Annotated in this window: 23 protein-coding genes; 7 read left to right on the forward strand and 16 right to left on the reverse strand. The window is 70.2% G+C overall.

Going from position 1 to position 21,928, the window contains the following annotated elements; genetic code table 11:
- Positions 1-86: 86 nt before the first annotated feature.
- Positions 87-1,421, reverse strand: a complete 1,335-nt coding sequence (locus AC07N1_RS22870) for a dihydroorotase (RefSeq protein ID WP_494673877.1) — start codon at positions 1,419-1,421, stop codon at positions 87-89.
- 328 nt (positions 1,422-1,749) lie between these two features.
- Positions 1,750-2,934 carry a glycosyltransferase family 9 protein gene (locus AC07N1_RS22875; protein ID WP_494673878.1) on the reverse strand — a complete coding sequence of 395 codons (1,185 nt, stop codon included), beginning with the start codon at positions 2,932-2,934 and terminating at the stop codon, positions 1,750-1,752.
- 109 nt (positions 2,935-3,043) lie between these two features.
- Between AC07N1_RS22875 and ygfZ the strand changes: the two genes are divergently transcribed.
- Positions 3,044-3,874 (forward strand): CAF17-like 4Fe-4S cluster assembly/insertion protein YgfZ, encoded by an 831-nt coding sequence (gene ygfZ, locus AC07N1_RS22880; RefSeq protein WP_494673879.1) that lies wholly within the window; start codon positions 3,044-3,046, stop codon positions 3,872-3,874.
- Here the strand turns inward: ygfZ and AC07N1_RS22885 are convergent.
- Positions 3,871-5,580, reverse strand: a complete 1,710-nt coding sequence (locus tag AC07N1_RS22885) for a hypothetical protein (RefSeq protein WP_494673880.1) — start codon at positions 5,578-5,580, stop codon at positions 3,871-3,873. The two genes, ygfZ and AC07N1_RS22885, sit on opposite strands and share 4 nt — an antisense overlap.
- Before the next feature lie 138 nt (positions 5,581-5,718).
- On the opposite strand from AC07N1_RS22885, the gene AC07N1_RS22890 reads away from it, so the two are divergent.
- The gene (locus tag AC07N1_RS22890; RefSeq protein ID WP_494673881.1) at positions 5,719-6,606 is read left to right on the forward strand and encodes an alpha/beta fold hydrolase; all 888 of its coding nucleotides are present in this window, start codon (positions 5,719-5,721) and stop codon (positions 6,604-6,606) included.
- Positions 6,607-6,641: 35 nt separating this feature from the next.
- Here the strand turns inward: AC07N1_RS22890 and AC07N1_RS22895 are convergent, their stop codons facing one another.
- On the reverse strand, positions 6,642-6,800 hold the full coding sequence (locus AC07N1_RS22895; protein WP_494673907.1) for a hypothetical protein: 159 nt from the start codon (positions 6,798-6,800) through the stop codon (positions 6,642-6,644).
- Between the two features lie 40 nt (positions 6,801-6,840).
- Between AC07N1_RS22895 and AC07N1_RS22900 the strand changes: the two genes are divergently transcribed.
- Complete coding sequence (locus tag AC07N1_RS22900) at positions 6,841-7,452, forward strand: DNA-3-methyladenine glycosylase I (RefSeq protein ID WP_494673882.1); 612 nt, start codon at positions 6,841-6,843, stop codon at positions 7,450-7,452.
- 166 nt (positions 7,453-7,618) lie between these two features.
- Here AC07N1_RS22900 and AC07N1_RS22905 read toward each other — a convergent pair whose 3' ends face one another.
- Both AC07N1_RS22905 and AC07N1_RS22910 read right to left on the reverse strand, forming a co-directional pair.
- Positions 7,619-7,978: a DUF8200 family protein gene (locus AC07N1_RS22905; RefSeq protein ID WP_494673883.1), complete on the reverse strand. Its 360-nt coding sequence runs from the start codon at positions 7,976-7,978 to the stop codon at positions 7,619-7,621.
- A 63-nt stretch (positions 7,979-8,041) separates the two neighbouring features.
- Positions 8,042-8,689, reverse strand: a complete 648-nt coding sequence (locus AC07N1_RS22910; protein WP_494673884.1) for a glutathione S-transferase C-terminal domain-containing protein — start codon at positions 8,687-8,689, stop codon at positions 8,042-8,044.
- Between the two features lie 83 nt (positions 8,690-8,772).
- On the opposite strand from AC07N1_RS22910, the gene AC07N1_RS22915 reads away from it, so the two are divergent.
- Entirely contained in the window at positions 8,773-9,441 is a 669-nt protein-coding gene (locus AC07N1_RS22915) for a TetR/AcrR family transcriptional regulator (RefSeq protein WP_494673885.1), read from the forward strand.
- A gap of 113 nt (positions 9,442-9,554) precedes the next feature.
- Here AC07N1_RS22915 and AC07N1_RS22920 read toward each other — a convergent pair whose 3' ends face one another.
- The 3 genes from AC07N1_RS22920 to AC07N1_RS22930 form a co-directional block, all read right to left on the reverse strand.
- Entirely contained in the window at positions 9,555-10,736 is a 1,182-nt protein-coding gene (locus tag AC07N1_RS22920; protein ID WP_494673886.1) for a sialidase family protein, read from the reverse strand.
- Between the two features lie 64 nt (positions 10,737-10,800).
- Positions 10,801-10,983: a hypothetical protein gene (locus AC07N1_RS22925; RefSeq protein ID WP_494673887.1), complete on the reverse strand. Its 183-nt coding sequence runs from the start codon at positions 10,981-10,983 to the stop codon at positions 10,801-10,803.
- Complete coding sequence (locus AC07N1_RS22930; protein ID WP_494673908.1) at positions 10,980-12,062, reverse strand: PepSY-associated TM helix domain-containing protein; 1,083 nt, start codon at positions 12,060-12,062, stop codon at positions 10,980-10,982. Before AC07N1_RS22930 ends, AC07N1_RS22925 begins: the two co-directional genes overlap by 4 nt.
- Before the next feature lie 285 nt (positions 12,063-12,347).
- Between AC07N1_RS22930 and rnhB the strand changes: the two genes are divergently transcribed.
- A complete protein-coding gene (gene rnhB, locus AC07N1_RS22935) occupies positions 12,348-12,971 on the forward strand; it encodes a ribonuclease HII (RefSeq protein WP_494673888.1) in 624 nt (207 codons plus the stop codon).
- A 227-nt stretch (positions 12,972-13,198) separates the two neighbouring features.
- On the opposite strand, the gene AC07N1_RS22940 is transcribed toward rnhB, so the two are convergent.
- From AC07N1_RS22940 to AC07N1_RS22955, 4 genes are all read right to left on the reverse strand, one after another.
- A complete protein-coding gene (locus AC07N1_RS22940; RefSeq protein WP_494673889.1) occupies positions 13,199-13,513 on the reverse strand; it encodes a DCL family protein in 315 nt (104 codons plus the stop codon).
- Positions 13,514-13,536: 23 nt separating this feature from the next.
- On the reverse strand, positions 13,537-14,724 hold the full coding sequence (locus AC07N1_RS22945) for a HamA C-terminal domain-containing protein (protein WP_494673890.1): 1,188 nt from the start codon (positions 14,722-14,724) through the stop codon (positions 13,537-13,539).
- A 356-nt stretch (positions 14,725-15,080) separates the two neighbouring features.
- A complete protein-coding gene (locus tag AC07N1_RS22950; protein ID WP_494673891.1) occupies positions 15,081-15,917 on the reverse strand; it encodes a C40 family peptidase in 837 nt (278 codons plus the stop codon).
- On the reverse strand, positions 15,917-17,338 hold the full coding sequence (locus tag AC07N1_RS22955) for a leucyl aminopeptidase family protein (protein ID WP_494673892.1): 1,422 nt from the start codon (positions 17,336-17,338) through the stop codon (positions 15,917-15,919). Before AC07N1_RS22955 ends, AC07N1_RS22950 begins: the two co-directional genes overlap by 1 nt.
- A gap of 88 nt (positions 17,339-17,426) precedes the next feature.
- Here AC07N1_RS22955 and AC07N1_RS22960 point away from each other — a divergent pair, with 88 nt between their 5' ends.
- Positions 17,427-18,266 carry a tetratricopeptide repeat protein gene (locus AC07N1_RS22960; RefSeq protein ID WP_494673893.1) on the forward strand — a complete coding sequence of 280 codons (840 nt, stop codon included), beginning with the start codon at positions 17,427-17,429 and terminating at the stop codon, positions 18,264-18,266.
- Positions 18,267-18,283: 17 nt separating this feature from the next.
- On the opposite strand, the gene AC07N1_RS22965 is transcribed toward AC07N1_RS22960, so the two are convergent.
- Positions 18,284-18,535, reverse strand: coding sequence for a type II toxin-antitoxin system Phd/YefM family antitoxin (locus AC07N1_RS22965; protein ID WP_494673894.1), 252 nt, complete (start codon positions 18,533-18,535; stop codon positions 18,284-18,286).
- A 61-nt stretch (positions 18,536-18,596) separates the two neighbouring features.
- Positions 18,597-20,240, reverse strand: a complete 1,644-nt coding sequence (locus AC07N1_RS22970) for a sensor histidine kinase (protein WP_494673895.1) — start codon at positions 20,238-20,240, stop codon at positions 18,597-18,599.
- A gap of 203 nt (positions 20,241-20,443) precedes the next feature.
- Here AC07N1_RS22970 and AC07N1_RS22975 point away from each other — a divergent pair, with 203 nt between their 5' ends.
- On the forward strand, positions 20,444-21,190 hold the full coding sequence (locus AC07N1_RS22975; RefSeq protein WP_494673896.1) for a hypothetical protein: 747 nt from the start codon (positions 20,444-20,446) through the stop codon (positions 21,188-21,190).
- A gap of 22 nt (positions 21,191-21,212) precedes the next feature.
- On the opposite strand, the gene AC07N1_RS22980 is transcribed toward AC07N1_RS22975, so the two are convergent.
- Positions 21,213-21,884 (reverse strand): hypothetical protein, encoded by a 672-nt coding sequence (locus tag AC07N1_RS22980; protein ID WP_494673897.1) that lies wholly within the window; start codon positions 21,882-21,884, stop codon positions 21,213-21,215.
- Positions 21,885-21,928 lie beyond the last annotated feature (44 nt).

Genomic DNA, 21,928 nt, shown 5'->3' on the forward strand with positions numbered 1-21,928 from the left:
GGCGCTCCGTCACTCGCCCCCTCCGTCACGCTGCGTATCCGCAGCGTGCCACCTCCCCCGCTTCGCGAGGGAGGAGCTGGGAATCCTTACTTCGCCAGCGTTTCCAGGAACCGCACCGGCTCGCCGCGGCCCTCGGCGATGATCTCGTCGTCGCGCATGACCACGACGCCGCGGACGATGGTGGCCACCGGCCAGGCCTTGGCTTCGAAGCCGTCGAACGGGGTCCAGCCGGCGCGGTTGGCCATCTGCTCGTGGGTGATGGTCTTGCGGGCCTTCATGTCGACGATGGTGAAGTCGGCGTCGAAGCCTTCGGCCAGGCGGCCCTTGTCGGCCAGGCCGAACACGCGGTTCACGCCGTGGCTGGTCAGGTCGACGAAGCGCTCGAGGGAGAGCTTGCCGTCCACCACGTGGGTCAGCATCACGGGCACCAGGGTCTGGACGCCCGGCATGCCCGACGGCGAGGCCGGATAGGGACGGGCCTTCTCCTCGCGGGTGTGGGGGGCGTGGTCGCTGCCCAGCACGTCGGCGATGCCGGCCTCGATGCCGCGCCAGACGCCGGCCACGTGATAGGCGTCGCGGATCGGCGGGTTCATCTGGGCAAAGCCCTTCAGCCGCTCATAGGCTTCCGGGGCCACCAGGGTCAGGTGCTGGGGCGTGACCTCGACGCTGGCGACGTCCTTGTTCTGGGCCAGGAAGTCGATCTCTTCCTTGGTGGTGACGTGCAGCACGTGGATGCGCTTGCCCAGGTTCTTGGCGATGCGCACCAGGCGGTGGGTCGATTGAAGCGCAGCTTGGGCGTCGCGCACCTCGGGGTGGCTGGTCCAGTCGCCGGGGCGGGCCAGGTGGCGGCGATCGGCCAGGCGGTATTCGTCCTCCGAGTGGAAGGCCGCGCGGCGGTTCACGTGCCGCAGCACGTTCTCGACGCCCTCGTCGTCCTGCACCAGCAGGCTGCCGGTCGAGGCGCCCATGAACACCTTGATGCCGCAGCAGCCGGGCAGCCGTTCCAGCTCGCCCAGGAAATTGGCGTTCTCGTGGGTGCCGCCGACATAGAAGGCGTGGTCGGTGTGCATCCGGTTTTTGGCGCGGGCCAGCTTGTCGGCCAGGGCGTCCGGATCGGTGGTGGTCGGCTCGGTGTTGGGCATCTCGAACACGGCGACCACGCCGCCGAGGGCCGCGCCGCGCGAGCCGCTTTCGAGGTCTTCCTTCCACTCCAGGCCCGGCTCGCGGAAGTGCACCTGGCTGTCGATCACGCCCGGCAGAACGGTCAGGCCCGTGGCGTCGAACACCTCGCCGGCGCTGGCTTGGCTGAGGTCGCCGATGGCGACGATCTTGCCGCCCCGCACGCCGACGTCGGTGATCCCGCGCCCGGCATGGTTCACCACCTCGCCCCCACGGACGATCAGGTCGAAGGTCTGGGACATGGGCGCGCTCCTGAAGGGGTTTGGGGCGGTCTAGGTCTGCTGCGAGCGGGTGGCAACACCAAACTAAACCCCTCTCTCATAGAGAGAGGGAGGGGCCCGACGCCGAAGGCGGTGGGAGGGTGAGAGGTTACACCGTCGGCCGGCTTATCCGATGCGTTCCGAGGCGCTTCAACGCTCACGGAGATCACCGTCGGCAGGAGACGCCCTCTCGAACTGCGGGATCAAAGCATGGGCCCGAGGACCGCGCCCATTTCGGTGAGTTTGTTACCTCTCACCCTCCCATGGCTTCGCCATGGGCCCCTCCCTCTCTCAAAGAGAGAGGGTAATTCTAAACCGGCGGGCTGGCTTCGCCGCCCGTGCGTTTGCGGCGGCGGGGGGAGACCTTGAGCTTGGGTTCGGCTTCGGCCGGCTCTTCGGCGATGGCCGGGGTTTCGGCGGCGGCTTCCGGAGCCGCTTCCGGCGCGGCGGCTTCGACCGGCGTCTCGGCGACCGGTTCTTCCACCACGGGCGGCGCCTCGACGACGGCTTTGGCGCGCACCTCGTCCAGCAGCTCCAGCGCCGCGCGGACCACCTTGGCCACCGGCAGGTCGCTCATATGGCGGATGGCCTGCGAGAGGTCGGGGTCGACGGCCTTGAACTGTTCGAAGTCGCGCGGGCCGCGCACGGCGCGGGTCAGCGGGCCCCAGGGGCCGTAGCGGCGCTCGTCGGAGGGGCCGAACAGGCCGACGGTGGGCGTGCCGGCCGCGGCGGCGATGTGCATCAGGCCGCTGTCGTTGCCGATGAAGAGGTCGGCGCGCTTGAGGCAGGCATAGGCGGTCAGCAAATCAACCTTGCCGGTCAGGTCGATGCAGCGGCCGCGCGCCGAGGCCATGCGCAGCTCCTCGACCATGCGGCCGTCTTCCGGACCGCCGAGGATCAGCAGGCGTCCGCCCTCCAGCCGACCGCCGGGGCCGAGCAGCTGGGCGGCCGTCTGGGTGAAGCGCTCGATCGGCCAGACCTTGCCGATCCAGTTGGCGGCCGGGCCCATGGCCAGGATCGGGCCGGCCTGCTCGTTTCCGCGCGGGGCCAGCATCTGGTCGGCCAGGGCCTGGACTTCCGGGGTGATGTAGAGGTGCGGGGCCGGCGGGGCGTCTTCGATCTTCAGCACGCGGGCGGTCTCGATCACCTTGTGGGCGATCTCGCCGGGGGTCTTCTTCCAGATCGCCCGCTTCTCGCGGCGCAGGAAGAGGGCGGTGGCGCTGCCGCGCAGATCGACCACCAGGCCCCACTTCCTGTGGCGCACCTGGTTCCACAGCTTGAACCAGTGACCCTTGCCCTTGCCCTTCTCCATGACGATCACCCGGTCGAGGCCGGGAACGTGGGCGAACAGCGGGGCGGCCAGCGGGCCGGCGACGATGGTGAAGCGGGCGTTGGGGATCTCGTCGGCCAGCATTCTGATCAGGCCGGACGACAGCACGGCGTCGCCGATACGCGTGGCGGTGATGAAGAGAATCGGGAAGGCCCGCTGTGTCATCGGTCCATCTATAGGGTGAACCGCCTGTCAACGCATCCCGTTATCCCGCTTAAGCTTTCCTCGCGCTGAAGACTGGCGCGAGCGTCGCTCCGGCGCCACATGTGCGGGCATGACCAGCCCGCGCACCGCCCGCCTGACCTCCCGCGCCGTCATCGCCGTCGCCGGCCCCGACTGGCGCAGCTTCCTGCAAGGCCTGCTGACCCAGGACGTCGAGACGCTCGCGCCCGGCGAGCTGCGTTTCGCAGGGTTGCTGACCCCGCAGGGCCGGCTGCTCTACGACCTGTTCGTGGCCGGCCTGCCGGACGGGGCGCTCCTCGATGTCGCCGCCGAGCACCGCGACGCCATCGTCACGCGGCTGTCGATGTACCGCCTGCGGGCCAAGGTCGAGATCGGGGCTTCCGACCTGGCGGTCGCGGCCGTGTTCGCGCCGGACGGCGCGCCGGTTTCGGGCGAAGGCCTCTACGCCGACCCGCGCCTGACGGCCCTGGGCGCGCGGGTCTACGGCCCGACGGCCGAGCCCGACGCGACCGAGGCCGACTATGACGCCCATCGCCTGGCCCTGGGCGTGCCCGGCCCGGCCGACTGGCTCAGCGACAAGGCCTATCCGATCGAGGCCGACTTCGACCTGCTCTCGGGCATCGACTTCAAGAAGGGCTGCTTCGTCGGCCAGGAGACCACCAGCCGCATGAAGCGGCGGGGCACGATCAAGAACCGCATGCTGCCGATCGCCTTCGACGGCCCGGCCCCGGCCTTCGGCGCCGAGGTGCTGGCGGGCGAGCTTCGCGCGGGCGAGGTGCTGAGCGGCGGCGACGGCCGGGCCATGGCCCTGCTGCGCCTCGACCGCATCGAGGGCGCGGACCTGACGGTCGACGGCCGCCCGGTGCGGGTCGAGCGTCCCGACTGGGTCCCGCCGACGCCGGTGGCGGTCCCGACGGCCTAGCCGGCCCCTTCCAGCCAGGGCACGCGCGGCAGGCGGGTCTCGCCATCCAGCTTGCAGACCGAGCGCGGCGAGTTCGGCTCCACCTCGGCGAGGATGCGGTCGATCTCCTGGCGGTAGCCGCGTTGGGCGGCGCCGTTGAAGCCGTTGCTGGCGGGCAGGGCGGCGAGCGGTTCGGCAAGGTCGCGCCGTCCCATCCGCAGCAGCGCCAGCACGGAAGCCTCGATCACGTCGGCGCGGGCGTCGCCGCGGGGAATGGCCGCGACCCGGTCGGCGACGCTCGCCGCCGCCGCGCCCGCCCGGCACAGGCCCAGCAGGGCGTCGGTGCGGCCCGGCACGGAGCGGACGGCTTCGATCCTTTTCGCCAGCGGCAGGGCGGCCGGCGCGCCCAGATCGCCCAGGCGGACGGTAAGTCCCTCCAGCGCCTCGTCCTCGCCGACCAGCGGCGCCAGGCGCGGACCGATGCGGGCGAAGGCCTCGGCCGGCAGGGCGGCGGCGACGTCGGCGAAGGTCTGCTGGGCGCTGGAGCGGGAGCGATCGCCATGGGCCCGCCCGATCGCCGCCAGCAGGGCCTCGGCGTCGACCTGGTCGGCGTTGCTGACCACGATCCAGCGGCTGAAGTCCTCGTCCTGGGCCAAGTCCTCGCCGGCCATCAGGCGCGAGAAGCGGGCCAGGTTCCGGTCCACGGCCTGGCGTCCGAAGGCGCGGGCCTGGGCCACGGCCGGCGCCGATCCCGCCGCCAGGGCGCGGGTCTGGGCCTCGTCGAGCGACAGGATCAGCTTGCGGCCGGTCTTGGTCGTGTGGATCGGGCGCTCAGCCAAGCGAAGGGCCTCGGCGATCATGCCCGGAAAGCCCCCAACCCCGCCGCCGACCACCGGCTTCAGGTGATAGAACCCGGCGGTGCATTCGTGGCGGGTCCAGGTGAAGCAGCCCACCAGCGGGAACGGGACCGGCGAGGGGACGGCGGCGATCCCATAGGCCAGGGCGACGGCGCGGCCGTCCGGCGCCGTCAGGGTCAGCCGGCGCAGTCCCGGCTCCAGATCCCCGGGGCCTTCGCCGGCAGCCACCCGCACCACCGGCCCCTGCGGCTCGCCGGGCAGGCTCAGCACGCAGGCGTTGGACACCAGCGCCCGGCCGACCATCATCCGCTGCGCCGTCATCCGCAGGTCGGGAGACTTGGGGATGGTCTCGCAGGTGGCGCGGGGCAGCACCCGCAGCGAGGCCGGCTGGCCGCTCCGGTAGACATCGGGATAGCGGTAGACGACCGGCAGGGCGTAGCGCTCGACCAGGCTCTGGGCCAGTTGACCGGGGGCCAGGATCGAGGCCTGGGCCGGATCGAAGGGCAGGTGCTGGGCGGCGTTCTCGCGCCGCAGCCGCTCGTCCAGGGCGCGATAGTCCAGATAGCCCGCGACGCACCACACCAGGTTGCCGCCATAGACCAGCACCGGAACGGCCAGCATCCAGCGGGGCGCGGCCCGGCGCCAGACGTCGACCACCATGGCGATCAGGGCGCCGTTGAACAGCAGGCCGATCCACAGCGGCGACAGGGCGAACAGCAGGACCAGGTCCACCAGCGGGATCTGCTGCAGCAGATAGGCCGGGATCATGGCCAGCAGGAAGCGCGGCCAGGCGGGCCAGGACCGCCGGGCCGGCTCGTCGGAGCGGGGAGCGGGTCCTCGCCGTCCGAACGTCTCGCCTCGGCTGGTCATCCAGGCCGTCCTCGTCGTCAGGTGCGCCGTCGAACTCCACCATGAATTGATTACTGATTATTCATCGCGTGGACGATTGCCGCGAGGGGGATCCGGGCTCAAGTCTTCGGGTGAACGTCGCCGCCTGGGGGCAAGGCCATGAACCGTCGTGAACTTCTGGGCGCGGGCACCCTGCTGGCCGTTCCTCTGGCCGCGCTCGCCGCCGGACCCGCCCTGGCGGCCGACATCGACCGCTTCTCGGTGGTGGTGCGGGGCAAGGGGCCGGACGTGATCCTGATCCCGGGCCTGGCCTCGTCGCGGGCGGTCTGGGAGCCGACGGCCAAGGCGCTGGAGGATCGCTACCGCGTCCACCTGGTGCAGGTGGCGGGCTTCGCCGGCGATCCGGCCGGGGCCAACGCCGAGGGAGCGGTCGCGGCCGGCGTCGCCGAGGGCTTGGCCGGCTACATCCAGGCCAAGGGGCTGACGGCGCCGGCCGTCATCGGCCATTCGCTGGGCGGCACGATCGGGCTGATGCTGGCGGCCCGGCATCCGGGCCTCGTCGGCCAGCTGATGGTGGTCGACATGTTCCCCAACCTGGCCATGGCCTATTTCGGACCGGGCGCCTCGCGCGAAGCCGTGGCCAAGGGCGCGGCCGACTTCCGCCAGCGGATCGAGACCGCGCCGCCGGACCAGTACCTGGCCCGCCAGACCCAGACCGCCGTGACCATGGTGCTGACGCAAAGCGCCCGCCAGGCGGTGGTCGACGACTCCCTGGCCAGCGACCGCGAGGTGGTGGGCCGCGCGATGGAGGAACTGCTGACCACCGACCTCGCGCCCGAACTGCCGAACATCACCGCCCCGACCACCGTGGTCTGGGCCTGGAACAAGGCCAGCTTCGCGCCCGCCGAGGCCTTCGCCGGCTGGTACGGCGCGGCCTATGCGACGCTGAAGGGGGTCAAGATCGTCCGCATCGACGAGGCCGCCCACTTCGTGATGATCGACCAGCCGGCCCGCTTCCAGGCCGAGGTCGAGGCGTTCCTGAAGTAGCCCAACCCGTCGTCATCCCGGAAAGCCCGCAGGGCTTATCCGGGACCCAGGGGCCGGCGCACTGCGTGTCGGCGATTGCGAAGAGGTCGAGAACCCCAGCGCCGCGCCCAGTCTCCTGGGTCCCGGCTCTCCGCTGCGCTGCGGCCGGGATGACGAGTATTTGGGGCGGGGTGGAGTACCCGCGTGTTCTTCAAAAGTTCTGGTTTCCGCACGCGGTTCTGCTAGCGTCGCCACATGACTGAGATCCATCGCTGCACCTGGCGGGGCATGAACGGCGACCCGCTGTACGAGGCCTATCACGACACCGAGTGGGGCGTGCCCGAGTACGACAGCCGCGCCCTGTGGGAGAAGCTGGTGCTCGACGGCTTCCAGGCCGGGCTGTCGTGGATCACCATCCTCAAGAAGCGCGACGCCTTCCGCGCCGCCTTCGCCGATTTCGACCCCGAGATCGTCGCCCGCTTCGGGGCCGAGGATCGCGCAAGGCTGATGGCCGACGCCGGCATCATCCGCTCCAACGCCAAGATCGACGCGGCCATCAACGGCGCGCGGATCTATCTCGACATGCGCGACCGGGGCGAGGACTTCTCGCAGTTCCTGTGGGGCATCGTCGGCGGCGCGCCGATCCAGAACAGTTTCACCGGCATGGGCGACGTCCCGGCCCAGACGCCCCTGGCCGTCGAGATGGCCAAGGCCCTGAAGGCCAAGGGCTTCAAGTTCTGCGGCCCGGTGATCGTCTACGCCTTCATGCAGGCCGTCGGAATGGTCAACGACCACTTCGTGACGTGCTTCCGGCATGACGAGTGCAGGGCCTTGGGCGGAGAGGCGCTGGGCGGGAAGGCGGGGTAGGCAATTACGCCGTCATCCCGGCCGAAGGGCCGCGCAGCGGACCGCAGAGCCGGGACCCAGGGGCCGCCGCATTGCGCTGGACCCCTGGGTCCCGGACAGCCTCTTCGAGGCTTCCGGGATGACGACCCAGTCGCAGGTCCAATGAAGATCTAGCCTTCGTCCCCGCCTACCGCGCCACCGCGACCTCGGCCGGGCTCGGCGTCCTGGCGAAGCGCACCGGGTTGCAGTCGGCCAGCTGGGCGTCGGACAGCACAACGCCGCGATAGCCGAAGCCCGTCACGGTTCCCAGTTCGCGCGCCAGACGCCGGCAGCTGCGCAGGGGCGGCAGCGACTTGACCTGGATCGAGCGGCAGGCCTGGCCCTCGCAGCGCCAGGCCGCGCCGTCGAACACGATGTAGTCGCGGGGCGAGGGGGCGCTGAGGGTCAGCCAGGCGTTCTGGGCCTGGGACTTGGTGGCCTGGGGTTCGGCCATGGCGGGGCCGCCCGTCGCGACCAGGGCCGCGACGGCGAAGAGAAAGCTACGCATGGGGGAAAGCTCCGGGGAGGAGGTTGGGGAGGTACGCTTACTGGTTGCCAGGCGGCGCCGCGCCTAGGCGGCGGCCTTGAAGAGCGTGAATTCCTCGCCCAGCGCCCGCGCCACCGAGGGGCGGGCCTGCAGGCGGTCGCGATAGGCGGAAAGGGCGGGATAGGGCGCGAAGTCCATCGCCAGGTAGCGGGCCCAGACCAGCATCACGAAGAGATAGGCGTCGGCGACGCCGAAGCGGTCCTGCAGGAACGCGCGTCCGGCCAGGTGCGCCTCCAGCACCGCGAAGCGTTCGGCCGCCGACGCGCGGGCCAGGGCCTTGGCGTCCTCCGGGGCGCCGGCCGCCAGCAGGACGCCGAAGGTCCGGGCGTGCAGCTCGGCGCCGACGAAGCTCAGCCAGCTCTGGGCGCGGCGACGCTCGGGACCGTCGGGGGCGATCAGGCCGGCGGCCGGAAACAGGTCGGCCACATGCTGCAGGATCACCGCGTTCTCATAGATCAGCTCGCCGTCGTCCGTGCGCAGCACCGGCGCCTGGCCCATCGGGTTGATCGCCAGGAACGGCGCGCCGTCCTGCGTCCGCTTGGGGCGGGCCTTGGTGTCGACCTGGATGAAGTCGATCGGCGCGCCCGCCTCGTAGGCGGCGATCCGCGTCGCCATCGAACAGGCCATCGGAGAGAAATACAGGTCCATCGCCGCCTCCGTTTGCATTTTCATACTGTTTCGCATAAAAATAACCGAGGTCAAGGAATAAGCTGCGAAGCAGTACAAAAAGCAGCGCCGGCCTGGAGAGAGTCGAGATGTCGGAACAACCCGCCAAGCGCCGAGGCCGCCCGCGCGCCTACGACCCCCAGGTCGCCCTGGCCAAGGCCACCGAGACCTTCTGGACCCAGGGCTACGCCGGCGCTTCGCTGGACGACCTGAGCGCCGCCACCGGCATGAACCGCCCCAGCCTGTACGGGGCGTTCGGCGACAAGCAGGCGCTCTTCTCCGCCGCCATCGACGCCTACATGGACGCCTCGCGCGGGGCGATGGTCCGGGCCTTCACGGCCGGCGGCACGCTGCGCCAGGCGCTGGAGCGGGTCTATCGCGCGGCGCTGGACATCTATCTGTCGGGCGAAGATGGCGGGCGCGGCTGTTTCATGGTCAGCGCGGGCCTGGGACAGGCGGTGGTCGACCCGGCCGTCCGCGACAAGGTGGCGGCCGGCCTGCACGAGCTGGACCGGGGCTTCGAGCGCCTGGTAGCCCGCGCCGAAGCCGCCGGCGAACTGCCCCCCGGCGCCGACCCGGCGGTGCTGGCCCGCGTGGCCGGCGGCATGCTCAACGCCCTCTCGGTCCGCGCCCGCGCCGGCGAAACCCGCGAGCAGCTGGAAGCCACGATCCAGGCGACGGTGGAGCTGGTCTGTGGGGCGGAGAGGGGTAGCCGCTCAGATGCTCCCCCTTTGGGGGAGCTGTCGCGGAGCGACTGAGGGGGTTTAGCCGCCGTGCCGGGGGGGGGGGGGGGGGGGGGGGGGGGCGGGGTTTTAGCCGCCGTGCCGGCCCCCTCCGGCCCTCCGGGCCACCTCCCCCAAAGGGGGAGGATTTACCGCTTCGCCAGCCCCGCCACCGGAACCCGCGTCACCTGCACGTCCTCCTTGTTGGCCGCGTAGCCGACATAGAGCCGGCCGTTCCAGACCACGCTCTTGGGATAGTGATAGCCCGGCCGCTTGTACTTTCCCTCGAACCGCAGCGGCTGCAGGTCGGCCTGGCCGCGCAGGCGCCAGCTGCGGTCGAACAGGCGGCCGTCGGGGCTCAGCGTCACCGCCAGGGGCAGGCGCGGTCGGTCGGTGTTGGGGGCGTTGACGAGGTAGGCGGTTCCGTCCGGCAGGTTGCCGGCGCTCTGCTTGGCGCGAGCGTCGGGCATGTCGGTCAGGGCTGGCGTGGTCCAGGTCTGGCCTCGGTCGCAGCTTTGCGCGGCCAGCTGGCGGAAGCTGAGGTCCTCGTCGCGGAACACCATCACCGCGCAGCCGTCGGCGCGGCGGAACAGGCTGGGCTCGATCTCGCGGCTGAGGCGCTTTTCGTGCGGGGCGGCGGCGCCTGAAGCGTCGCGCGGCAGGCTTTCCATCTTCCCCTGGGTCCAGCCCGAAACGCCCAGCGGATCGTCGGTGAAGAACGGCTTGGCGATCATCCCCGGCCGCAGGTGGAAGGCGGTCATCACCCGGCCGTCGATAAGGTGCGGGTCCTGCTCGATCACCCCCTCCACGGGGAGGCCATCGGCGCCCATGACCCGGCGCGGCGCGCTCCAGGTCCGCCCGTCGCGGCTGGTGCGATATTCGGCGTAGCCGCCCGCTCCGGACTGGAAGCCCTCGGGCCAGACATTGGCGTAGGCGACCAGTGTTTCCCCGTCGGTCTGCCAGCCGCCGCTCGAGCGCATCAGTCCGCCGGTCCCGGCCGGCGCCAGCACCCGGGGCGCGCTCCACCGCTCGCCGTCGTCGCTGACGCTGTAGGCGACCCAGGTGTCGGCGGAATCCTCGTCGCGGGCCGAGCTCTGCCACTGGGCGTAGAGGCGGCCCTTGAAGGCGATCAGCGCCACGCCGTTGCTGAACTTGTCTGTGCCTTCGGTCGGCGCGAAGACGGTGAAGGTTTGCGCGCCCGGCGCCGGCATCAGGCCAAGGTCGGGCCGGCCCTGTGCGAAGAGCCCCGGCGCGACCGTGTACGGCGGCGCCGACGGCGCGGCGGCCGTCAGTACGAGGGCCGCCAAGCTTGCCGTCAGCCGTACGATCATCGCCTTCCTCCCTATCGCATGGCCCAAAGCGTCGCGGTCTCGATGCGAGGTTTTCTCCCCTCCGCTATCGCCGCCGCGCGACCAGCGTCCAGGCCGTGACAGCGACCGACGCCCCCAGGGCCGCCGCCCCGATCCAGTCCCAGGCGCCGTCGCCCAGCAGGGCGACGACCAGGCCAAGCAGGCTGAGCGCCGCCACCGCCAGCGGGATGCGGAACACCTGCCAGAGCGAAAGATGGCTCCGGCTCATCTTAGCGTCCCCCGCTTGACCAGCCACAGATAGAGGCCCGAACCCAGGATCACGATGGTCGCCAGGTCGAGCAGCGCCCACAGGATCTTCAGCGGCGGCCCGCCGTAGTCGCCAAAGTGCAGCGGCTGCGACAGCGACAGGGCCGCGACGTACCACGGCGTCGGGGCCACGGCGGCCAGCTTGCCGGTGCGGGCGTCGATCAGGGCCGGGGTGGTCAGGTGGGCGGTCAGCGGCGTGTCGCCGTGGAAGAACACCGCGTAGTGGTGCTGGGTCGAATAGGTCGAGCCGGGGAAGGCCACGAACTGCAGCTGCTTGCCCGGCAGGGCCAGCCTGGCCCGCTCGACCGCCGCGTTCAGCGAGCTGCGCGCCGTGATCGGCGCGGGCGCATCATAGGCGGTGGTCAGCTTCTTGAGCGCCGTGTCCTTCCAATAGGCGATGATCGGCGTGGCCAGGGTGTTGACGACGCCGGTGACGCCCACGACCAGCACCCAGGCCAGGGTCACCGCGCCCAGCAGGTTGTGATAGTCGAGCCAGCGGGTCCGCGCGGCCTTGTGGGCGCGCACCGTGCCGAACGGCAGCCGGCGCATGAACGGCGCGTACAGCACCACGCCCGACACCAGCGCGACCACCAGCAGCAGCCCCATCGCCCCCAGGAACAGCATGCCCGGCAGGCCCAGGAACATGTCGGTGTGCAGCTGGAGCAGGAACTCCATCACCGGATGGCCGGCCACCGACGGGGCCGGATCGCCGCTGGTCTGGTCGATCGGCTGGAAGCTGTAGCCCGACTTGCCCGGGACGACGCTGGTGACGTTCACCACCGGCCGGTCCTCGTCGAAGCTCATGAAGGCGGGAACCTCGCCCGGCTTGCGGGCCAGGGCCGCGGCCAGCACCTGGTCGAGGTCGAGCTTCGGCCCGTTCGGATGCGCCGGCGTCCAGGCCTGGCGCATGGCGACCTCCTCGATCTCGTGGGTGAACACGAGCGGCAGGCCGGTGACGCACAGCATCAGCAGGAACAGGGTCGAGACCAGGCTCGACCACTTGTGCGCCCACGACCAGGCCCGCAGCGTCGAGGCCTTCATCGGGCGAGGCGCAGGGCGGGCGGCGAAGGTCGGCACGGCGGGTCTCCAGCGAATGAGAATGGGTCGCGATAGAGAAAAAGCCGAGGCCTGACAATCGGATCGTGGCGCGGAAGGGGACGCGGCGCGCCCTGGCCGGATGTCGGCGCGCCCAAGTACGACGCCGATGAGGCCCGCCGGGGCGACGTCGCGGGAAGCGGGATGGTGCTGCGGTTCGCCCTCGTTCCCTTCGCCCCCTTTCCTTCGCCCCGGTTCCCTTCCCTGCCGAACGCGCCTAAACACCGGCCCATGCCGAGCGGTCCCGACATGATGCTGGAAGCCGCCTGCGGGCCGGGACCGGTCTGCGGGGTGGACGAGGCCGGCCGCGGACCGTGGGCCGGCCCGGTCAGCGCCGCCGCCGTGATCCTCGATCCGGCCCGGATCCCTGCGGGCCTCAACGACTCCAAGAAACTCTCCGCCAAGGCCCGCATGGCCCTCGAGGTCGAGATCAAGGCGATGGCGATCGCCTGGTGCGTGGGCATGGCGTCGGTCGAGGAGATCGCGGAGCTCAACATCCTGCACGCGGCGGGTCTCGCCATGAAGCGCGCCGTCGAGGGGCTTGGGGTCAAGCCGGCCTTCGCCCTGGTGGACGGCAACTACCGCTTCGTCCTGCCTTGCGAGGTCAAGACCGTAGTCAAGGGCGATGCCCTGTCATGCTCGATCGCCGCGGCCTCGATCCTGGCCAAGGAGGCCCGCGACCGGATCATGATCGAGGCCGACGGCCTCTATCCCGGCTACGGCTTCGCCGGCCACAAGGGCTACCACGCCCCGATCCACCTCGAAGGCCTCCGCAAACTCGGCCCCTCGCCGATCCACCGCCTTGGCTGGGCCCCGGTGAAGCTGGCGCTGGCGGGGGAGTTGGGCGAGGGCTGAGGGGGACTGCCCGCCGACGTTGCGTCTGCATTCGGCTACGGCACCGGCTTTTCGAAGCGACCTGTGGTGGATGGTCGAGGTCCGCTCGTGACTCACAGCGGTAGTTGGCAGCATCCGCTCTCAGGCCCGCGTAGGTAGCCGCCGTGGTCGGCAGCTACGCTACACATTGTAGCAGTAAACCTTACGGCACCTTGGGATAAGAACGATGGAGGCCAGTAGTTAGCTCGTCAGGCGGAACCGGATTGAGGCTGCCCGTAGATGCACGCCTGGTAAGAGAACTTCTCCGTGGTTCCGTCGACCCGGTTGACCCAAAAACATTTGGTCCCGAAGTCAGCGCTTCGGACGCTAAAATGTGTGATGCCGGGGCCGATCTTCGCGGCTGCCTCCGGATGTTTTTGCAGGGCGGCCAATAGAACAGCCTGGTCGGTCACGCCAACCTTGTCTCCGATGTCGTAGCGGTTCAGCATGTTTTTCAAATGGGCATGAGCGTCGCCTTTTTTCGCGAATTGAAGCGGTCCTAGGGTCATGGATTTGGCCGGCATGGTCTATGTCCGTGGCTTGATGATTAGGCGAGGGGGGCTAGGTCCGATCCCGATTGCCTTCCCAGAAGTTTGGCGCTCACTTCGCGCAGAATGATCGCGGGAAGATCCAAGGTGTCGAGCCGGTCGGCGCGGTTCTCCACCCACTCGACGCAGGCTTCCTTTTTCAGGTCGTCACGGGCGATCTTCTCATAGAGGGCGACCGCACTCATGCGGGACAGGCCTAGTTCCATTAGCGACAGCAACGTCAAGCTAGATACGCCAAACTCCAGCTGGGTTCCGATGTCCAAGTCCGTGTCGACCAAGTCTTCGCGACCGATGGCGCGAAGGTGCACATGGAGGATGTCCATGTAGGCGGACAGGTATTTGGGAGCTCGAAAGCGGGCGGTCTGCTCGACCTTGTCCATGGTGTCGCGGATCAGATTAGGGAGTTTAAAGGGGCGACTGTGGTCTTGGTGGTATTTGATGTTCGCCTTAATCATCGAGGCTACCCGTCGGGACAGGGGAGAGCTCAGGTCGAAATATTGTCGAAGCGCTTGGGTCAGAGCGGGATTGCTCAGGTCGGCTTTGTCGCTCAGGAGGATGAGGTCACGCTCCCGATCGGCACCGTCGTGCTCCGGCTGGACGAGATATGGCGCGAGAGACGCTAGGCAATCCCGGATCGCGTCCGAGGCGGACTTGTAGATTTTGGACTCGCCCCAATACAGCTTGAGTATGCCGTCATCGGTGACACCCGCGTAGACGCCGTCGGCGCCGTGATAATGCATCCGGGTATCCGTCTTCAGATCCATCTTGCAGAGGATCTGGGGAATGCCGAGATAGCGCTCCGCGAGCAGGAACAGCAGCATCTCGCCGCCCTCGCCCGTCTTCGTCAGATCGGTGAAGGAGCGTCTGGCCTGTTCAAGAAGTCCGGCCACGGCTTCCGTGCTGTTGAACTCAGCGTCACGCTTCTTGGCGGCCGCGAGTTTGGACCGCGGGATGGCGTAGTCAGCTACGACGTTGCGCATGAACGCCGCCAGCCGTTTAGGCTGCACACGGCCGTTAGCGTCGACAGTCAGGCAGTGGCAGTGGATCCGAACCGAGTGACCGTCGACCTTGATGTCGCGTTCGATCAACTCGAGGTGCACGCCGAGAGTCTCCGGCGAGCCCGTCAGGGCGGCGTGCAGGTCGTCATATGTAATCCGGGACAGCTCGTCCTCAAGCTTCGCAGTCATGGGTGGCAACCTATGCGGGTTTCGTCCATGTGGTCCAGGGCTAGGAGCAGGGTGCTGTTCTCTCGCGCCGTTTGAGCGCTCGGCACCGGCTGCATCCGCTCACGGATTAGTGCCTGCCGGCGTCGCTGTTCGGCTTCGATTGGGTGAGCTTGGACGCCGTCTCCAAGCGAGAGTTAGGCCTGTGACCACGGGTATCAAACCCTTCGAGGGCGAGTCCGATTTTCGGCGCGATCCTAGTGTCCGCTCATGGCGCTAGGTACTCGGTCAGAGACCTCGATCTACGTGACTGCCTTCCGTCCTTCGGCGACGCAAAGTTCGCCCTACTACGACGGCCGATCGAGATCGGCGAGCCGCCCCTAAACCCGCCGCCACCCCGTCGGCAGTCCCACCCCCGCCGCCTCGATGCGCGCCACGGCCTGCGCCAGGGGCTCCACGGCCACGGCCATGTGGTGGGCGTTGGCGTGGACGATGGTGTCGGGGTCGAGGAGGATGGCCACGTGGCCTTTCCAGAAGACGAGGTCGCCGCGCCGGCGGTCGGCTTCGTCGATGGGCCGGAAGAACGAGAACTGCATGTCGGTGTCGCGCGGCACGGCCTTGCCCGAAGCGGCCAGGGCCTGCTGCACCAGGCCCGAGCAGTCCAGGCCCAGGCTTTCCCGCCCGCCCCACTGGTAGGGCGCGCCCAGGAACGACAGGGCCGTGGCGGCCGGGTCGGGGGCGGTCGCCACGCCGATGGGGGCCAGGTGCGCCTCGACGAACCAGCCGGTCCCCGCGCCCTTGGCGAAGCGGCCCTCGCGGGCCTCGACCGTGACCAGGGCGTTCAGGGAATAGAGCCCCACGGGGCGCGACTTGATGTCCGGCGCGCCGAAGGCATAGGTGCGCAAGCTCGCCACCTGGTGGGTCGCGGGCTCGCCCAGGGGCGCGAGTTCGGCCTCCGCCACCCAGCCCACATAGCCGTCGCGCGCCGCCTGGCCCCAGGCGAAGCCGTCCTTGACGTCGAGCACGGAGAAGCGCTCGCCGAACAGCAGCTGGCTCTCCTGCTCGGCGTCCGGCGTGGGGGCCTTGCGCAGGGCGGCCGTCGGGGTCGCGACCTGGCGGGCCTTGGGGGCGTCGTAGCGCTCGGCTGCGACCAGGCCTTCAAGAGCAAGGTCGGCGAGGTCCGGGCGAGCCAGGGTCAGGCGGCGATCCGGAGTCATCAGGCGAACCGGCTCTTCAGCATGGCATAGAGGCCGCGGATGGCCTGGGCCTCGCCGCCGCTGGGCCGGCCGGGGCCGCCCTTGGGGTTCCAGGCGTAGATGTCGAGGTGCGCCCACGATCCGGTGGTGGGGGCGAAGCGTTGCAGGAACAGGGCGGCGGTCACCGAGCCGGCCTGGGCCCAGGCGTCGGGGTCGTTCTTCAGGTCGGCGATGTCGCTTTCCAGCGCCTCGCGATAGCCGTCCCAAAGCGGCATGCGCCAGACGGGATCCGAGGCGGCGCGGGCGCCGGCCTCGATCTGGCCGGCCAGGGCGTCGTCGGGGGTGTAGAACGGGATCACCTGCGGACCCAGCGCCACGCGCGCCGCGCCGGTCAGGGTGGCGAGATCAATGGTCAGGGCCGGCGAATGTTCGGCCGCGCGGGTCAGGGCGTCGGCCAGGATCAGGCGGCCCTCGGCGTCGGTGTTGCCGACCTCGATGGTCAGGCCGGCGCGGCTGTCGAGCACGTCGCCCGGGCGCATGGCGTCGCCGGCGATGGCGTTCTCGACCACCGGGACCAGCACGATGAGGCGCACCGGCAGCCTGGCCGCCATCACCATGCGCGCCAGGGCCAGGGCGTGGGCGGCGCCGCCCATGTCCTTCTTCATCAGCCGCATGCCGGCCGAGGGCTTGATGTCCAGGCCCCCGGTGTCGAACACCACGCCCTTGCCGACCAAAGCGACCACCGGGTGCTTTTCGTCGCCCCATTGCAGCTCCAGCATGCGCGGCGCGCGCTCGGGCACGGCGGCGCGGCCCACGGCGTGGACGGCGGGATAGCCTTCGGTCAGCAGGTCGTCGCCGACAATGGCGGAGAAGCTCGCGCCGAACTGCTCGGCGATCTCGCGGGCGATGGTCTCGATCTGGCGCGGCCCCATGGCGTTGGCCGGGCTGTTGACCATGTCGCGGGCCAGGGCGCAGGCGTGGGCGATGGCCTGGACCTCGGAAAGATCCACCCCCTCGGCCGCGACAAGGCGTCGCGCGCCGTCGGCGCCCCGGGCCTTGAAGCGGTCGAAGCGATAGGTCCCCAGGGCGAAGGCCAGGGCGATCTGGCTAGCGTCGAGCCCCTCCGGCGTCGCGTGCAGGCGATAGTCGCCGGCCGGCAGCCTGGCCGGCAGGGCGCGGAAGGCCATGGCGTCGGCCTTTCCGCCCTTGGAAACCCGTTGCCCCAGGCCGAACAGCACGCGGTCCAGGGCGCCTTCCGGGGTGGGGGCGACCACCACCTGGCCGGCCTTGCCGCTGAAGTCCGACAGCTTGGCGAAGCCGCGCACGAAGCTGGGCCGCGCTTCCAGGAACGCCGCCACCTCGTCTTCGTAGAGGGCGTGCACCGGGATCACGGGGCCGTCGGCGGCGGTGCGCGAGGAGGCGGCGATCAGGGGTTCGGTCATGGGCCGGGGCTTTCGCGGATTTATGCTTAACGATTCCTTGAGGCGGCCGGGCGATGCTCGACCCTACCTCTCCGGAGACTGCCCTTTCATGTGTCGCAAGCCCGCCCTGCTCGCAACCGTTCTCACGAGCGTTCTGGCGCCCGCCCTGCTGCTGGCCGCCGGTCCGGCGTTCGCCGCCAGCAAGGACAAGACGCCTGCGGCCGCCGACGCGTCCGCCTCCGCCCAGGCCCCCGCGCGCCGCAAGGCCAGCCCCGCCGACCGCGCCGAGGCCCGCCGGCTGGAGCCCCTGGCCCGCGCCGCCTTCTGGAGCGCCGAGGTCGAGGCCGATCCGCGCGACGCCGAGGCGGGGGTCGGTCTCTCCCAGGCCCTGCGCACCCTGGGCCGCTACGATGAAGCCGCCGCCGCCGTCGGCCGCGTGCTGGTCGCCGCCCCGAACGACCAGGAAGCCCTGCTGGAATCCGCTCGCGTGCAGGTGGCCCGCGGCGAGGGCTTCTTCGCCATCGAGCCGGCCAAGGCCGCCGCCGCCGCCGCCCCGCGCGACTGGCGTCCGCTCACCCTGCTGGGCGTCGCCTACGAGCAGTCCAAGCGCGACGACGAGGCCCTGGCGGCCCACCGCCAGGCCGTCGCTCTCGCCCCCAACGAAGCCGCCCCGGCGGCGAACCTGGCCATGTACCTGGCCGGCCACGGCGACCTGCCCGGCGCCGAGGCCCTGCTGCGCAAGGCCGCGACCCTGCCGACCTCGACCATCCAGATCCGCCAGAACCTGGTGCTCGTCATCGGCCTGCAGGGCCGCGTCGACGAAGCCGAGAAACTGGCCCGCCAGGACCTGCCGCCCCAGGTCGTCGACAACAACCTCGCCTGGCTCCGCGCCGCGCTGGGCCAGGGCGGCGGCACCCGCACGTGGGAAGCGGTGAAGGCGGGGAGCTGAGGCCCTCGCTCGCAGGCTCAGGGGGCGAGCGTTTTGCTGTCGATGATAGCTGGCGCAGGCTCGAACTCGATCTCTCCATCGCCGGTCATCGTGATCGCATCGACAATGCTGCGCCGGAAGCCGGTCAGCTTCCTGTAGTCGTCGATGCTCAGCAGAACATGGCTCGACTGGCCGTGCTCGGTGATGAACACCGGGCCGTTCGCGGTCGCTTTCCGCGCGCCGCTGACGTCGTGATAGAATTCGTGGATCGAAAGCGTGGTGATAGGCATCGGGCTCCCCAGCCTGATGTAGAAGCATTACTACACCAGCACCCCGTATAGAAATCGCGCCCTAACCTCGCGGCGAAACCATCCGCCTCACCGGCGCCGGCGCGCTGATCGCCGTCGCCTCCACCCCCACCGGCGTCTCGACCACGAACCGGCTGCCCAGGCCCGGGGTGCTTTCCAGGGTGATCTCGCCGCCCATGGTTTCGACGATCTGGCGGGTGATGCTGAGGCCAAGGCCGGTGCCGCCGGCGTGGCGGGCGGTGTCGCCGACCTGTTCGAAGGGGCGGAAGACGGCGTCCAGCTGGTCGGGGGCGATGCCGACGCCGGTGTCGGCGATCGTGAAGCGCAGGCGGGCCTGTCCGCCCGCTACGGCTTCGAGGCGCTCGACGCTCAGCGACACGCGGCCCTGGTCGGTGAACTTCACCGCATTGCCCAGCAGGTTGATCAGCACCTGGCGCAGGCGCCTGGGGTCGGCGACGATGGTGCGCGGGGCGTCGGTCGCCAGGTCGACGGCGAAGGCCAGGCCCTTCTCCTCGGCCCGCAGGCGGAACATCTGGTCGATCTCGTCGAGGCAGGCGCGCAGGTCGAAGGCCGTCGGCTGCAGGTCGAGCCGTCCGGCCTCGATCTTGGCGATGTCGAGGATGTCGCTGATCATCGCCAGCAGGTGCTCGCCGCTGGAGCGGATGGCGTCGACGGCCGTGCGCTGCTTGTCGTCCAGCGCGCCGCGGCTGAGCCAGTAGCTGTAGCCGATCACCGCGTTCAGGGGTGTGCGCAGCTCATGGCTCATGTGGCCCAGGAACTGCGACTTGGCGGCGTTGGCGGCCTCGGCGGCGGCGCGGGCCTGGCTCATCGCCCGGGCCTCTTGGGCCTGACGGCGCTGGCGGGTCTCGAACTCGCGGCGCATGCCCAGCAGGCGGCCCACCAGAAAGCCGCCGGTCACCACCAGCCAGACGCCCAGGATGATCAGGTACCACTGCCCGTCCGACAGCGAGACGCCCTCGAAGTCGATCTCGTCGAGCGACACGGCCAGCGGGCCGGGCGCGGCGCCGTCGGTGGTGATCGCGATCGCCCGCACGTCGGCCAGGTTCGGGGCGGTGTCGCGCGGCGACACGCCGTGGCTGCTGACCCACCAGGCCTCGGCGGCCAGGCGGTCGAGGGGCAGGCGGATCTCGTTGGCGCCCGGGTCGACCGGGAATTCCAGGACCAGCGGCACGTCCTGGTCGCCGACCTTGCCGCGCAGCGCCGCCGTCGGGGCGGTCTTGACCAGCAGCTTCAACCGGTCGCCGCCGCCCTGGTAGGTCAGCCGCAGGGTGATGGACTGGTAGCGGGTGAAGTCGAGCCCCTTGCCGGCGCCGCCCGTCGCCAGCTGCAGGCCGTAGCCGCAATAGGGATAGGCCGCGCCCGCCCGAATGTCGCAACGCCAGGCCATCGGCCGGTGCGGATCGGGCGTGACGCTGGAGCGGCCGCCGGTCTCGGCGTCGGAGAAGGCGTAGGCGATCACCTGGTCCGACTGCGGCGTCAGGGCCAGGGTCTGGCGGGTGAGGGCGCCCCTGCCCAGCACCGCGGCGAAGGTCACCGCGATCAGCAAGAACAGCGCGGCCTCGACCTTGAGATGCCGATAGCGCCGCCAGCCGGCGCCGGTCTCGTTGGACGCCGGCGACGACACCGGTGTCCGAGAGGCGGAACGACGATCCGGACGCTTGGGCACGAGGCGCTCCTGGAGGGCCTGCGGCCGCGAGGGAAGAGGGGTCACCCTAGCGCGGGCATGTTTGATCGCCGTTTAACGCGGCGCCGGAAATCTTCGATTCAGCGCCGCCGCCTTTTGTCGCGCGCCCCGGCGTGAATGATCTTTGCGAGCGCCGCGAGGCGTGGTTCAACCCGAAGTGGTCGTCACAGCCCCAAGGAAACGCCATGTCCGTTCGCCGTCGGATCGCCGCCGCCGCCGCGCTCGCCGCGCTTGTCTCCGCGGGGGCGGTTCCGCCCGCCTCGGCCCAGATCCCCAGCGACCTGCGCGACCTGGTCGGCGCCCGGGCGGCCGGCGGGGAAAGCGAGCTGCAGCGGCGCGGCTACGAATTCGACCATGTGGACGAGGGCGGCAGCGCCAAATGGAGCTACTGGCGGCGGGGCGACGACTGCGTCCAGGTCACCACCCGCGACGGCCGCTACCTGACCATCGTCGAGGCCCGCAACCTGTGCCGCAAGAAGAGCTCTGACTCCAAGGCCGCCGCCGTCGTGGCGGGCGTGGCCATCGTCGGCCTGGCCGCGGCCCTGGCGGCTCACAAGCAGAAGCATGGCGAGGCCGACCGCGCCCATGACGACGAATACGAGCGCGGCTACCAGGCGGCGCTCTACGGCTCCGACTACGACGACCGGCACGAGACCGAGGGCTATCACGAGGGCTTCCTGGCTGGACAGTCCGAGCGCGACAACCGCCGCTACGCCAACACCCGCTACGTCCGTCAGGCGCCGCGCGCGGCCCAGGACTCCTGCTCGCGCCGGGCCGACGCGTTCCAGAACCGTCCCGCCGGCAGCAGCGTGCCGATCAGCGTCCGCGACCTGGGCCGGGGCGACTGGGAGCTGACCATGGCCACCGGTCCCTATCGCTCGCGCTGCTTCGCCTCGTCGGACGGCCAGGTCCGCTCGATCGAACCGTACTGACGCCTGAAGCTGGAGCTGTCCTTCAGGCCAGGGCCAGCGGGACCAGGATCAGCAGCATGTAGAAGAGCGCGCGCGCCAGGGCCGCCACGGCGGTGACGGCCGCGCGGGCCGGCGGGATCGACAGATGCCGCGACAGCCAGCGGGTCTGGGCCACGATCAGCCAGACGGTCGAGGCCAGGATCACCGTCGCGCCGGCCCCGACCAGGGCCGGGGTCCCGCGCTGTACGGCCATCAGCCCCAGCGACACGCACAGCGCCACCGGCGAGGCCAGGTAGCACTGGGCGTAGAACGGCCGCCGCAGGGTCTGGCGCGAAATCGTCACGCCCTGCTTGCGCAGCCGGGTCAGGGTCACGACCAGCGGCGTGAGGCCAAACAGCAGGCAGCGGAACATCAGCAGGTTCTGCTGGGAGTCGTAGAGCGCCTTGGCCAGCGGCGGGGCGTTGGCCGGCTGGGGGACATGCGCCGCCCAGCCGATGGCGTTGGCGATCACCAGGGTGATGATCAGCAGCACCGGCGGGCTCAGCGCGTCGTCGTAGCGCAGGTCTTCGGGCTGGCCCTCCTCGCGGTCTGAATAGGCCATGGCCGTCATCGGCCGGCTGACGATCCGCAGCATGGTGCGCGGATAGAAATAGAGCCAGGTCATGGCTTCGAAGAGCAGTTCCTCGAAGCTTCGGAGGATCTTCAGCAGGTCCACGAAACAGGCTCCCGTTGCGGCGACCGGTCGGTGATAGCAGCAGC

It is taken from the genome of Caulobacter sp. GW821-FHT09B11 (assembly GCF_059418205.1).